Below are 13,554 nucleotides of genomic sequence, written 5' to 3'. Positions count from 1 at the left end.
TTTATTACATTTGAATGCCTTATCAATCTAACAATTAACAAAAACCATTATGAAAAAAACCGCTATTTTATTACTGGCTATTTGCGCAACAGGATTTACTTATACTTCTTGCTCCAGCAATGACGAAAATAAAACCAATCAGCCAGATGTCTCAACACTTGGAGCATCAATTGCAATTGATGCCACCACAGAAATGGATATTAAAACCGGATTATTGGTTTCTACAACATCTTCTCCAACAGGCAAGCCAGCCGAAACCGCACCGGGGCTTTGTGCAACTGTTACCGTAACACAACAAAGTGCCGACTCTTATCCAAAGGTATTTACAGTAGATTACGGAACTACAGGCTGTACCGATAATACAATCATAAAAAAAGGAAAACTAAAAATTACAGTTTCAGGACCAGTTACAACAACAGGAAGTAAAATGACGATCGAAAGAATCGATTATTCTATTACCGGAATAAAACTTGAAGGAACAATTGAATATATCAACAGCACAACCGTTCCAACTGTACCGCAGTTTACCAGAACAGTAACGAATGGGAAATTTACAGATTTAGCTGGAAGAGTTTATCTTAATACCGGAACAGTTACCATAAAACAAACTGCAGGGGTAGATACTCCATTTGTTTTAATGGATAATATCTACGAAATGCCACAAGGAACTCATACCGTAACGGCACAAAACGGAGAAAAACTAACACTTACTGTTCAGGAAACACTCATAAAAAAATACTCTTGTGAATTTATTTCTAAAGGAAGCTTGAAGGTTCAGGGCGGAATATTAAATGGAATTGTTGATTACGGAAACAATGACTGCGACAGCAAATACACTTATACAAACGAAAACGGAACTTCATTTAATCTGGTAATGTAATTTACTAATTTTAACAAAATTCAAGAATCCCAATTTAGAAATAGATTGGGATTTATTTTTTGCAAAATTTAAACACTACATCATTACATTCAAACTATTTTCTTTATTTTGCAGCAAAATCTAAAAAACCAATGAAAAAATCAATTATCGCTTTTGTTACACTCGCACTATTAGCATCTTGTAGCAAAAAAGAATCTACCGACAACTTGCACCTTACAGGAAATATAAAAGGATTAAAAAACGGAACTTTATACATTCAAAGAATCGTTGATACCTCTCTTGTAGCTATTGACAGTATTAAAATAGACGGAGACTCTTCTTTTGAAAGTGACATTAAACTGGAATCACCTGAGGTACTTTATTTATACCTGGATCGCGGAGTTACAAATTCATTAGACAATAACATCTTGTTTTTTGCAGAACCAGGAAACATCAATATCGACACTAACTTAGATAACTTTATTTTTAGTGCAAAAATTACCGGATCTAAAAATCAGGAACTATATGATGAGTATAAAAAAATAAACTCTCGTTTTAATGATGAGAGCCTTTCTATGGTTGAATCAAGATTTAAAGCCATAAAAAGACAGGATCAAAAAGCAATAGACAGCATCGACGTAAAACAAGAATCTAATATCAAAAGAAAATACCTGTACACTACAAACTTTGCTCTTAACAATAAAGATCACGAAATAGCACCTTATATTGCGTTATCAGAGATTTATGACATCAATATCAAATTCCTTGATACGATTCAAAAATCGATGACTCCTAAAGTAGCACAGTCGCTTTACGGAAAAAAACTAACCAAATATGTTGCCGACATTAAAAAAGAGCAGCAAAAACAATAGTACATCACTAATAAAGCAAAAAAGTCCTGAGAAATCTCAGGACTTTTTTGCTTTATTAGCAAACTCCAAATTTTTAAAACTCCAAATTCCAAACTACAACGAACTAACTTTATAATTGAATTGAAATTTGGGATTTTTAAAGTTTGATTTTTATTCCATTTTATCTTCCCAACAATGCTCCGAACATAGAAAGAACAAATATTAATCCGTACAATACTAAAATTGCCAGCATAAAAATACCGATAAATTTGTAATGTGACTTCAAATAACCGAAAGAACTGGTTAATGCTTCGGTATCATTGTCTCTAAAAGCTTTTTTTGCATTAGATGCAAATTTGAATAAATAATAAACCGGGAAGAAATAAATTGCTGCAATAATAAAATATACTATTCCCATTACTACCGCAAAAGAACCTCCCATAGCACTGGCTCCAGGAATAGCAGTTCCCATTGCTGCGAAAAATGTCCCTGCAAAAACAGCAATTAACATCATAAGTCCAATACCCACAAAACCTACTATCGATAAAAAGTAAGCCCATTTTGCGGTTTCTTTTAAAAAGTCTTTTGCAGATTGATCGAGTTGCAACTCAAATTTTTCAAAAACTGAATTTTCTTCCATTTGTTATATGTTTTGGTTAAGAAACAAACATAAGAAAAATATTGTTACAATTTTCACTAAAATTTTGTATTGATCACCAAAGTCTGGGGTAAAAAATAATTTCAGTTTATTCCAAAAAAAAACCACCACTAAAAAGTGATGGTTTTACGTTGAGCCGGCGGAGGGACTCGAACCCACGACCTGCTGATTACAAATCAGCTGCTCTAGCCAACTGAGCTACGCTGGCGACTCATTACGTTTACAAAAATACAAGTGGCTTTTCAATTATCCACAATAATTTGCCCTTTATTTTAATTAAAAACCACCACTAAAAGTGATGGTTTTATTGAGCCGGCGGAGGGACTCGAACCCACGACCTGCTGATTACAAATCAGCTGCTCTAGCCAACTGAGCTACGCTGGCGACTCATTACGGGTGCAAATATAAAGCGGTTTTTCGTTTTACCAAAATAAATTTGCACTTTTTTTATACTTTTTTTGCTTACAATTCGTTGATTTTAGCAATCAATTGATTAGCAGTTTCTTCCAATTCAACATTGATTTGTTTGAAGTGTGCTTTTTTGTTTTCAACGTTCTTAGCATTCACTTTTGTGATCAAAGTATCAAAAGCTGCGATAGCCTGATCGATCAAAGCATTCGTTTCCGGAGTTGGATTTCCTGTTGTAGACATTTCGAATAAGTAAATTGCCTCAATAATATCTCCTAATACGAAGTTGATGTCTTTTTTTAAATTTTTAACGTTTGCCATTTTTATTTTATTTTAATTTGCGACTGCAAAAGTACATATAATCTTTCTATTAAGTGCTATGAAATGTAAATTTCTAAAATAGAAGCTTTTCCGCTTAAAATAAATGCATTTATCTCAGCGGGAACCAAAACGGTATCTCCTTTTATATAGGTTTGCCTGAATCCTTCAAATTCAATTTTAAAACTTCCTTCGATACACATATAAACGGTAAAAGTTTCTCCTGATTTAGCAACTTCAACTTTATTTTCTAACGCAATAAAATTGGTGGTAAAATAAGGACAATCAACCACTACATTTGATGTATTGACTTTTGTCTCATATTTCTTTTGTGTATGTACCTTATTATAGTTGATAGCATCAAGCGCTAGATCTACATGAAGCTCTCTTGTATTTCCCTGAGCATCTTTTCGATCAAAATCATACAAACGATAAGTAATATCAGATGTTTGCTGAATTTCGGCTACTACTAATCCTGCACCAATGGCATGAACAGTTCCGGTTTCAAGAAAGAAAACATCTCCCGATTTTGCTTTTACGTCATCTAAAATCGATACTAATGTTTTATCCTCTAAATGTTTCAGATATTCCTCTTTGCTTGAATCTTCTTTAAAACCAACGATGATTCTCGCATCGGCATCAGCCTGCATTACATACCACATTTCGGTTTTACCAAAAGAGTTATGGCGTTCTTTTGCCAATTTATCGTTTGGATGTACTTGTATCGAAAGGTCTTCGCGGGCATCTAAATATTTAAAAAGCAACGGAAACTGTTTTCCAAATCGTTCATACACTTTTGTTCCCAGAATTTCATTTGGCATTTCATCAATAAGTTCCATCAATGATTTTCCTTTCAAAACTCCGTTAGCAACAACACTAATATCGCCTTCTACGGTTGATAGTTCCCAGCTTTCACCGGTAATTTTAGAAACGATTGGTTTGTTCAAAATTGTTTTCAACTTCTCTCCTCCCCAGATTCTATCTTTTAAAATGGGCTCAAATTGCAAAGGGTATGATTTTAGGTTCATTTTTTAGGGCTACTATTTTTATTAATTTAATATCGGTCTGAGATTATTTTTACTTCTATAAGACTAATTCTTTGACAGTTTCAAGTGCTTTTGGAATGTGTTTTCCCGCATTCATACTATCAAAAATCAAAATAACAACACCATTTCTATCAATAACATAGGTTACTCTTCCTGGTAAAAGACCAAATAAGGTATCGCGTACCCCGAAAAGGTGTCGCAGTTTTTTATCCTGATCAGACAAGAGTATAAAAGGCAATTGATGTTTATTGGCAAATTTATGATGTGATTTTACACTATCGCTGCTTATACCAATAACCTCAGCACCAAGATCTTTAAAATCTTCGTACTGATCTCTAAAGCTACAAGCTTCAGTAGTACATCCAGGTGTATTATCTTTTGGGTAAAAATAAATCACAAGAGGCTTTCGACCCAAAACACTTTGGCTTTCAAAAACTTCTCCATGACTATCTTTTGCAGTAAAATTCGGAACTATATCTCCTATTTTTAATGACATTTATTATTCTCCTTTATAAGTTACAAAATTGCGGTCCGTTTCATTCAAAACGATTTCTAGGTCAAAATCGGGCTGAATTCTTTTTCTAATTTTATTCCATATCACAACAGCAATATTCTCTGCAGTTGGATTCAAATCCTGAAATTCCGGAACATCCAGATTCAGGTTTTTGTGATCAAACGGAATTTCTACTTCTTCCAGTATAATATCCGCTAATACTTTCACATCTAAAACAAAACCAGTTTCCGGGTCAATTTTCCCCGTAACACTTACTGTTAAACCATAATTATGACCATGAAAATTGGGATTATTACATTTTCCAAAAACAGCGTTGTTTTTTTCAGATGTCCAATCTTTTCTGTGCAATCGATGTGCAGCATTAAAATGCGCTTTTCTTGATATGGTTACTCTCATTGGGTGGTTGGTTAGTCTGGGTTATAGCTTATGATCTTCTAAATAATGATCAAATTCATCAAAAATTATTTTAAACCAAACAGTATAAATCTCAGGTTGTTTCTGGATATCTGCTTTTACATCTTCAATCTTCATCCATTTCCAGTCTTCAACTTCTTCAGGATTGATGGCCGGATTATCGTTATAATAGCCAATCATAACATGATCGAGTTCATGCTCTGTTAAACCATTATCAAAAGGAGCTTTGTAAATAAAATGAAAGAGTTCTTTCAATTCGGCTTTAAAACCCATTTCTTCAAACAATCTTCTGCCTCCGGCATCAACATTCGTCTCTCCCTCACGCTGATGACTACAACATGTATTGGTCCAGAGTAAAGGCGAGTGATATTTGTGATGAGCACGCTGCTGTAGCATAATTTGGTTTTTATCATTTAAAATAAAAACCGAAAAAGCGCGATGCAGAACTGCTTTTTCATGTGCTTCTAATTTTGGCATTAAGCCAATTTGCTCATCGTTTTGGTTTACTAATATTACGTTTTCTTCTATCATAGGGCTTATTGATCAAACAAAAATACGAAAAAAGAAATGGCTTGAAAATCCTGACAGAGATTGTGAAAAGTTTAACGAGCTGGATATTTTACAAAAAACTGATTCACAACAAAATACACATCATTCAATCGCAAAAATCCTTTAAAAATAAGCCCTAAAAACTAAAACGGAATGTTTTACGTACATAATAAAAGTTAAAACATACTTAAAAAAATCTCAATTGTACAATACACAGGATTTCAGGGCGAAATCTAGTTGTATCTTTGAAATCACAGAATTAAAGCACTCAAAAACAATGAAAACAAAAACCCAAATCTTCAGCCTTTGCTTTTTAATTCCGCTTTTTATTTTACATGCATGCGGACAAAGCGCAAAAAAACAAAACACCAACACAGTAGTCATGGAAAACAAAATCAGCAAACCCGGAAATCCTTATTATTCGAATACAGATACCACCAAACTTAATGTCACGAATGCTGAGTGGAAAAAGGTATTATCCGAAGATGTTTATGACGTAATGCGAAATGCAGATACAGAAAGACCTTTTACCGGAAAATACTGGAACACTGACGAAAAAGGAACTTATTATTGTGCTTCATGCGGCAATTTACTTTTTCGTTCCGGAGCTAAATTTGCCAGCAGTTGCGGATGGCCAAGCTTTTTTGAACAAGACAACAAAAAAAGCGTAGTATATAAAAATGATAATTCTCTGGGAATGGAAAGAATCGAAGCGCTTTGCGGACGTTGCGGCGGACATTTAGGCCATTTATTTGATGACGGACCTGAGCCAACCGGAAAACGTTATTGCATGAATTCGATCGCACTTGACTTTGTTCCTGATTCTAAATAAAACAACGATGAAAAATATATTTCTGATTGCCATTTTTGCATTATCCCTGAATGGATTTGCACAAAATACCAAAACAAAAAGCGCTTCGAACCTTGAAACTATTACCCTTGGTGGAGGTTGTTACTGGTGTGTTGAAGCCGTTTATGAAAATTTAGACGGAGTAAAATCGGTAGTTTCGGGTTTCTCAGGAGGAAAAGTAGCCAACCCAACTTACGAAGAAGTTTGCACAGGAACAACCGGTCACGCCGAAGTAGTACAGATAACTTATGACAAAACCAAAACAGATATCAATGAAATTTTTCAGGTTTTCTTTACGGTTCATGATCCAACAACATTAAATCGTCAGGGCGCCGATGTTGGAACCCAATATCGCTCTGTAATTTTTTATAAAAACGCTGAACAAAAAAATGCTGCTGAAAGTATTATTGCAGAATTAAACAAAGCAAAAGTATACAACAGCCCGATTGTGACCAAAGTCGAGCCTTTTAAAGTGTTTTACAAAGCCGAAGATTATCATCAGAATTATTACGCAAACAACAAGAACCAGCCCTATTGTAAAATGGTGATTCAGCCTAAAATAGAAAAATTCGAAAAAGTCTTTAAAGACAAATTAAAAAAGAAATAATTCTCATTTATATTGGTTAATAATAGTTACCGTCCATTTTCATGGACGGTCTTTTTATGATTTTTTTTGCCACGACATGAGCCGATAGCGAACAGATGAACTAATTTCACGAATTAGCACTAATTTTTTCTTTTGTTATCCTCATTATGGTTCGTAAAAATTCGTAAAATTAGTAGCTAACTCTTTTTATAAAATCCATTCATATTTTTTGTAATTTGCAGCCACAAACCAATTAAAAAGCACATAATGAAGCAATTATTTTTCTTCTTTGCCTTATTCTTTACATTTTTTCAAATACATTCTCAGGAGAATTTACCGACAGATTATCTCTCAAAAGAATTTCATAAAGACCGTAGAGAAGCCTTTAGAAATCTCATGCCGGCAAATTCTGTGGCATTAATTTTCTCTTATCCCGAAAGAGTTTTTTCAAAAGACATTAATTATAATTTCCACCAAAACCCTGATTTGTATTATTTATCAGGATACAAAGAACCCGATGCTGTTTTATTACTTTTTAAAGATGTTCAGGGAACCGAAAAATACAATGAAATTCTTTTTGTGAGAGAAAGAAATGCCAGCAAGGAAACCTGGACCGGAAGACGCCTTGGAACCGAAGGCGCAAAATCTAAACTAGGTTTTACAGCGGTTTATAACGGAAAAGATTTTAAAGATTTTGAAATCGATTTTAAAAAATTCGACAAGATCATTTACGATAAAATCCCAACAGATATTGGTAATGATAAAAGCGGATTTGATCTTTATAGCTTATTGGAAAGTTTTAAAACCAAAGCTGCCATCTCAAAAGAAAATGAAGCCTCATCAATAGATCTTTTTACAAACATTACAAACACGCTTCGCGAAATAAAAACTCCCGAAGAAATGAATTTGCTTCGTAAATCGATCAAACTTTCCTGCATTGCACACAACGAAGTCATGAAAGCCATTGGACCCAATATGAGCGAAAACGAAGCCGACGGAATTCACGCGTACGTGCACAGACATTACGGTGCCGAAGGCGAAGGCTACCCGCCAATTGTAGGCGCCGGAGCAAACGGATGCATCCTGCATTACGGAGAAAACAACGCTACAAAAATCGACAATCAATTATTATTGATGGATGTAGGTTCTGAATATCACGGTTATTCTGCCGATGTTACCAGAACAATTCCGGCAAACGGAAAATTCACCGAAGAACAAAAAGCAATTTACCAATTGGTTTACGAAGCTCAGGAAGAAGTATTTAAAATCGCCAAACCAGGAACTCTATTCCAGGATTTAAACCAAAAATCCAGAGAAGTAATTGCAGCAGGATTAATCAAACTTGGGATTATTACAGATCCTAGAGATGCCCGAATATATTATCCGCACAGTTGCTCGCACTATCTGGGTTTAGATGTTCATGACAAAGGAAATTACGCCGGCATTCTAAAAGAGAATATGGTGCTCACCGTTGAACCCGGAATCTATATTCCGGCAAACAGCAAATGCGATAAAAAATGGTGGAATATTGGTATTCGTATTGAAGATGATATTGCGATCACAAAAGATTCCTACGAAAATCTATCCGTAGAATCCCCAAGAAAATGGCAGGATATCGAAAAACTTTCTGCACAAAAAAGCACTTTCAACGAAATGAAATTTCCTAAGATATAATATAAGATCCTGCCTGGTGAGTTTCTATATTCAAAAGCCAAAAAAATCATCAAACAAATGAAAAAGTATTTATTTTTATTGCTTTTTACAGCATTAGTAGCTTGTAATAGTCATAATGAGAAAGCAAAAGGATCCAAAAAATCAATTAATAAAGAGAGCGTCAGCCCATCAACAGCAAAAACAAGATTGAGCAATAAGTCTATTTATGATTCAAAATTTATTACAATCAAAAACGTCTTAATCAATGGTCATAAAGTAATATTGTCTAAAGCAGAATTTGAATCGATTTATACTCACATTGATTCTACAAAAACACAGATTTGGGAATGCGGAAGTCCCTTTAATTGGCTAGACACAGAATGGATGATTAAAACTTACGGGAAAGAAGATCGAGAAACAGGAATATTTAGCAAATTCAATGGCGAAATAACAACAATATATAGTAAAAATATTGAGTTTGCCACCAATAAACATATTGTATTATTTGATACTGGTTTCGCTGATAATAATTCTTTTAAAATTATTTCACATAATATAATACTGAACAAAAACACTACACTAAATGAATTCAGACACAAATTTCCGAATTCAGAAATGGAAACTACCGAAAATCTAAACGTAGTAAGATTTAGATTTTATTTAAAAGAATTAAATGACGATGCTTTTCTATTTTATTTTAAAGATGGAAAGTTGAATTATTTTACTTTGTGGTGGCTTTTATGCTGAAAAAACAACTCTTAACCATAAATAACATCAAAAATAAGATTGTGTCTTAAAACTAAATTCAATACCTGCTGACAAACATAATTTTCAATTTTACTTAATTTGTATTCTTAAAATACCTAAAAATGAAAGCACTTACCTTCTCTTCTTTCGGAGATTCAGATGTTTTAAAATATATCGAAATTCCCAATCCGGAATTAAAAAGTGATCAAATTTTAGTCGAGATGAAAGCCATCGGATTAAATTTTGCCGATGTTTACAGACGAAAAGGAAATTATCACCTGAAAGGAAATCCGCCATTTATTGCTGGTTACGAAGGTGCCGGAATTGTAGTCGACGCCAACAATCACTCCGAATATAAAATTGGAGATCGAGTGGCTTTCGCCGATGCGCCTTTTGCCAATGCAGAATTGGTTGCTGTGAATACCAACCATGTTTTGCCGCTGCCCGAAGCCATTTCTTTCGAGACTGCCGCTTCTATCCTATTGCAAGGTTTAACGGCGCATTATCTGGCAACTGATAGTCATAAAACCGCGAAAGGCGAAACGGTTTTAATTCACGCTGTTGCGGGCGGAGTTGGTCAGTTTCTAACACAAATCAGCAAATTATTAGGCGTAAATGTTATTGGTTTAACTTCCTCTGCAGACAAAGCAAAAGTAGCCATCGAACAAGGTGCTGATCACGTTTTTCTATATAATGAAGATTGGAAATCGGCTATTTTTAAAACGATTCCAAAAGGCGTTGATGTCGTTTACGATAGCATCGGAAGTACTTTAAAAGATAGTTTCGAAGTTACCAAAGAATGCGGTCAGGTCGTTTTCTTTGGGATGGCAGGCGGTGATCCTGAACCCATAAATCCAAGAATGTTAATGGATACTTCTAAGACCCTAACAGGTGGTGACTTGTGGAGCTACTTAGTTTCTAAAGAAGAAAGAATCAAAAGAGCCAATCAATTATTCGACTGGATCATCGAAGGAAAAATCAAACTTTCTGAACCCACTTCTTTTAAATTATCAGAAGGAAAACTGGCGCATGATTATCTGGAAAGCCGAAAAAGTACCGGAAAAATAATTCTGATTCCGTAGCTCTTTTCGCCACGACCCTAGCGATAGCGAACAGACAAAGAAATTCATGAATTATAGTTTTACATAAAGCTTATCTCATTTTTGTCATTCCGAGGAACGAGGAATCACCACAAGAAACTAACATAAAGTTTACTAAGCATGACGAGCTACTTACGGAGATTACTCGTTCCTCGGAATGACAAATAGCATGCGGTAAAATTCTAATTAAATTCATCTTTACAAACTATCCACCTCAATTTTTGTCAATTCAGACAATTGTAAAATTCTGGCAACATCATTTTTATTCGCCACAAAAAACAAATAATTATCTCCGTGGGTATCGTAGCTCATTAATTCCAATCCTCGTTTTTCTAAAGCCGACTGGATATAAGGAAATAAATCATGACTATAGGTTTCTTCCGGATAATCGAAATTAAGATCTTCGCCTATCATTTCTGAGATAAAATATTCTGCATCTTCAGGATCAAATTTCCAGTCACTGTTCCAGGCATCGATACTTTCGAAAAAATCCCATTGCCCTTTGACAATATCCTGATATTCTGTATGACCTTTTTTAAAGTTCTTTAAGAGTTTCTTTGATTGCTTTTGAACCAATTTTTCGTCTACATCTCCTCTTGAAACCAATTTTATAAACTCTTCAAAAGTTTCCTGCGTAACCTCAACCTCTTCAGGTAGTAAGTTTTCCTGCGAAGGAAGTTCGATATTCTCCGGTAATTCGATTTTTAAGTATTGGCAAATTCCTTGTAAAATCCTTTCAAACTCTTTGAAACCTATTTTCTGAGTATCATTTTTAGGATCCTTTATATCAATAGATTCTGCTTCTAATATTCCTTTTGCATAATCAAGAAAATAACTATTATTATAAATCATTCTAAAATCGTTAGTTTCCAGACTATTGGTACAACAAAAAAAGATCATAAAATTATGCAAAACATGTTTCAGGTACTTTTTAGCTTCCGGCGCTGGCTCTGTGTAAAACTGAATATGGATATAATCGTATTCTAATTCCTCAAGCATTTGTTCTTCAGAAACAGGACCTATATTAATCTTTTTATATATTTCATTCAGAACTTCGTAAGCGTTTTTAAATCCTGCTTTATTAATTCCGTTTTGCGCCTCTTCATTATTAAATGAACTTGGAAATGAATATAAATTTACAGAAACCGTATCATGAACACCTTTCATTTTAAAATCAAAACTATTATTCCCGTTGTACAACTCCGAATAAATAGTATCCATAACATCAAACGATAAAATCGATTTCGGATCGTTGTTTCTACCAAATAAATTAGAAAAGAAGTCTTTCATATGATATATTATTTTAAAGTTTCAGCAATCATCAAAGCACATTTTTCGCCATCAATCGCGGCCGATATAATTCCGCCCGCATAACCTGCTCCTTCTCCACACGGATATAAACCTTTTATTTGTAAATGCTCATAAGTAATTGGATCTCTCGGAATACGGACCGGAGAGGAAGTTCTGCTTTCCGGTGCATGCAAAATAGCTTCATTGGTCAAATAACCACGCATCGATTTTCCGAATTCTTTAAATCCTTCGCGTAAAATCTGCGATAAAAATCCGGGAAATACCTGTCCCATTTCTACCGAAGTTGTTCCCGGTACATAAGATGTTTTAGGAATATCAGCAGAAACTTTATTTTGAGTAAAATCGATCATTCGCTGCGCAGGAACTTTTTGAGTTTCCCCTGCCAAATGCCAAGCTTTTTGCTCGATACTTTTTTGAAATTCCATTCCGGCCAAAGCACCAAATTTTGCAAAGGGTTTAAAATCTTCCAATTTTAATTCGATTACAATTCCGGAATTTGCCGTAACCTGATCACGTTTAGATGGCGACCATCCGTTTGTAACCACTTCGCCCGGACTTGTAGCGCAAGGCGCAATTACACCTCCAGGACACATACAGAACGAATACATTCCGCGGCCGTTAACTTGTTTTACAATCGAATATGGTGCGGGAGGCAAATGTTCGCCACGATAATCGCAACTGTACTGAATACTATCAATTAATTGTTGCGAATGCTCTGCACGAACTCCCAAAGCAAAAGGTTTCGCTTCTATAAATATTTTCTTTTTATCTAATAATTCAAAGATATCACGCGCCGAATGTCCTGTCGCCAAAATTAATTTACTCGACAAAATCTTATCTCCGTTTTGAGTAACGATTCCTTCAACTTCATTATTTTTTACCAAAATATCAGTTACTCGTGTATCAAACAAAACCTGACCACCAAACTCGATGATTTTATTTCGAATATCTTCTATAATTTTAGGCAATTTATTGGTCCCGATATGCGGATGTGCTTCAACCAAAATATCTTCTGAAGCTCCAAAAGCTACTAAAAGCTCTAAAATTCTGGTTACATCGCCACGCTTTTTAGAACGTGTATATAATTTTCCGTCAGAATAAGTTCCTGCTCCGCCTTCTCCAAAACAATAATTAGAATCTTCATTTACCAAATGATCTACATTGATTGCTTTTAAGTCACGTCGGCGTCCTCGAACATCTTTTCCGCGTTCGATTACAATTGGCTTTAAGCCTAATTCTATTAATTGCAAAGCTGCGAAAAGTCCGGCAGGACCTGCCCCAACGACAATCACTTCCTGAGCCGAAGAAACGTCTTTATATATAGGTAGCTCGATTTTAGTTTCCTGAAAAGGCTCGCCTTGCAAATAGATAATCACTTTTAGGTTGATTTTTATCGCTTTTTGGCGCGCATCAATAGATCGTTTTAAAATAGAGACATGTTGAATTTCCTTAGGAGAAACCTTTATTTGTTTAGACAAATAGTCTTTAAGCAGCAATTCGTTTGCAGCTATTTCCGGTGTTACCTGAAGTAAAAGTTCTCTTGGCATTTTGTTTTATTTATTCAATTAGCTTTTCTATTTATGAAAAGAACATGCAAAAATACTATTTTGAACTGACTTTATACAATTAACCTGAAAGTGCGCTAAGATTTATTTTTTTAATCTCGCAAAGTCACGAAGACGCAAAGTTT

15 protein-coding genes and 2 tRNA genes are annotated in these 13,554 nt (G+C 34.7%); 7 read left to right on the top strand and 10 right to left on the bottom strand.

Going from position 1 to position 13,554, the window contains the following annotated elements:
* The first annotated feature begins 49 nt into the window (after window positions 1-49).
* Window positions 50-880 (top strand): hypothetical protein, encoded by an 831-nt coding sequence (locus GIY83_RS23455; protein ID WP_208683756.1) that lies wholly within the window; start codon window positions 50-52, stop codon window positions 878-880.
* Window positions 881-1,011: 131 nt separating this feature from the next.
* Window positions 1,012-1,731: a DUF4369 domain-containing protein gene (locus GIY83_RS23450; RefSeq protein WP_194616919.1), complete on the top strand. Its 720-nt coding sequence runs from the start codon at window positions 1,012-1,014 to the stop codon at window positions 1,729-1,731.
* A gap of 160 nt (window positions 1,732-1,891) precedes the next feature.
* On the opposite strand, the gene GIY83_RS23445 is transcribed toward GIY83_RS23450, so the two are convergent.
* From GIY83_RS23445 to idi, 8 genes are all read right to left on the bottom strand, one after another.
* Window positions 1,892-2,350: a DUF5362 family protein gene (locus GIY83_RS23445; protein ID WP_194616920.1), complete on the bottom strand. Its 459-nt coding sequence runs from the start codon at window positions 2,348-2,350 to the stop codon at window positions 1,892-1,894.
* A gap of 152 nt (window positions 2,351-2,502) precedes the next feature.
* Window positions 2,503-2,576, bottom strand: a tRNA-Thr gene (locus GIY83_RS23440).
* A 102-nt stretch (window positions 2,577-2,678) separates the two neighbouring features.
* Window positions 2,679-2,752: transfer RNA gene (locus tag GIY83_RS23435), tRNA-Thr, on the bottom strand.
* A 78-nt stretch (window positions 2,753-2,830) separates the two neighbouring features.
* Window positions 2,831-3,097 carry a hypothetical protein gene (locus tag GIY83_RS23430; RefSeq protein WP_026982865.1) on the bottom strand — a complete coding sequence of 89 codons (267 nt, stop codon included), beginning with the start codon at window positions 3,095-3,097 and terminating at the stop codon, window positions 2,831-2,833.
* Window positions 3,098-3,153: 56 nt separating this feature from the next.
* Window positions 3,154-4,122 (bottom strand): type I phosphomannose isomerase catalytic subunit, encoded by a 969-nt coding sequence (locus GIY83_RS23425; RefSeq protein ID WP_208683754.1) that lies wholly within the window; start codon window positions 4,120-4,122, stop codon window positions 3,154-3,156.
* A gap of 55 nt (window positions 4,123-4,177) precedes the next feature.
* The gene (locus GIY83_RS23420) at window positions 4,178-4,636 is read right to left on the bottom strand and encodes a peroxiredoxin (RefSeq protein ID WP_194617238.1); all 459 of its coding nucleotides are present in this window, start codon (window positions 4,634-4,636) and stop codon (window positions 4,178-4,180) included.
* 3 nt (window positions 4,637-4,639) lie between these two features.
* Entirely contained in the window at window positions 4,640-5,050 is a 411-nt protein-coding gene (locus tag GIY83_RS23415; RefSeq protein WP_208683751.1) for a 6-carboxytetrahydropterin synthase, read from the bottom strand.
* A 21-nt stretch (window positions 5,051-5,071) separates the two neighbouring features.
* A complete protein-coding gene (idi, locus tag GIY83_RS23410; RefSeq protein ID WP_194617236.1) occupies window positions 5,072-5,599 on the bottom strand; it encodes an isopentenyl-diphosphate Delta-isomerase in 528 nt (175 codons plus the stop codon).
* Between the two features lie 295 nt (window positions 5,600-5,894).
* Here idi and msrB point away from each other — a divergent pair, with 295 nt between their 5' ends.
* The 5 genes from msrB (at window position 5,895) to GIY83_RS23385 (ending at window position 10,535) form a co-directional block, all read left to right on the top strand.
* Complete coding sequence (gene msrB / locus GIY83_RS23405; RefSeq protein WP_208683749.1) at window positions 5,895-6,449, top strand: peptide-methionine (R)-S-oxide reductase MsrB; 555 nt, start codon at window positions 5,895-5,897, stop codon at window positions 6,447-6,449.
* Window positions 6,450-6,456: 7 nt separating this feature from the next.
* A complete protein-coding gene (msrA, locus tag GIY83_RS23400) occupies window positions 6,457-7,074 on the top strand; it encodes a peptide-methionine (S)-S-oxide reductase MsrA (RefSeq protein ID WP_208683747.1) in 618 nt (205 codons plus the stop codon).
* 246 nt (window positions 7,075-7,320) lie between these two features.
* The gene (locus tag GIY83_RS23395) at window positions 7,321-8,727 is read left to right on the top strand and encodes an aminopeptidase P N-terminal domain-containing protein (RefSeq protein ID WP_208683745.1); all 1,407 of its coding nucleotides are present in this window, start codon (window positions 7,321-7,323) and stop codon (window positions 8,725-8,727) included.
* Between the two features lie 57 nt (window positions 8,728-8,784).
* Window positions 8,785-9,453: a hypothetical protein gene (locus GIY83_RS23390; protein WP_208683742.1), complete on the top strand. Its 669-nt coding sequence runs from the start codon at window positions 8,785-8,787 to the stop codon at window positions 9,451-9,453.
* A gap of 122 nt (window positions 9,454-9,575) precedes the next feature.
* Window positions 9,576-10,535: a quinone oxidoreductase gene (locus tag GIY83_RS23385; protein ID WP_208683740.1), complete on the top strand. Its 960-nt coding sequence runs from the start codon at window positions 9,576-9,578 to the stop codon at window positions 10,533-10,535.
* 216 nt (window positions 10,536-10,751) lie between these two features.
* Here the strand turns inward: GIY83_RS23385 and GIY83_RS23380 are convergent, their stop codons facing one another.
* Together GIY83_RS23380 and GIY83_RS23375 are read right to left on the bottom strand one after the other, a co-directional pair.
* A complete protein-coding gene (locus GIY83_RS23380; protein WP_208683738.1) occupies window positions 10,752-11,843 on the bottom strand; it encodes a hypothetical protein in 1,092 nt (363 codons plus the stop codon).
* 8 nt (window positions 11,844-11,851) lie between these two features.
* Complete coding sequence (locus GIY83_RS23375) at window positions 11,852-13,411, bottom strand: NAD(P)/FAD-dependent oxidoreductase (RefSeq protein ID WP_208683736.1); 1,560 nt, start codon at window positions 13,409-13,411, stop codon at window positions 11,852-11,854.
* Window positions 13,412-13,554 lie beyond the last annotated feature (143 nt).

Source organism: Flavobacterium sp. SLB02 (assembly GCF_009664855.1).
GTDB lineage: Bacteria > Bacteroidota > Bacteroidia > Flavobacteriales > Flavobacteriaceae > Flavobacterium.
The sequence above is the reverse complement of the archived record's forward strand: the minus strand, read 5'-3'. Positions and strand labels throughout refer to the sequence as shown.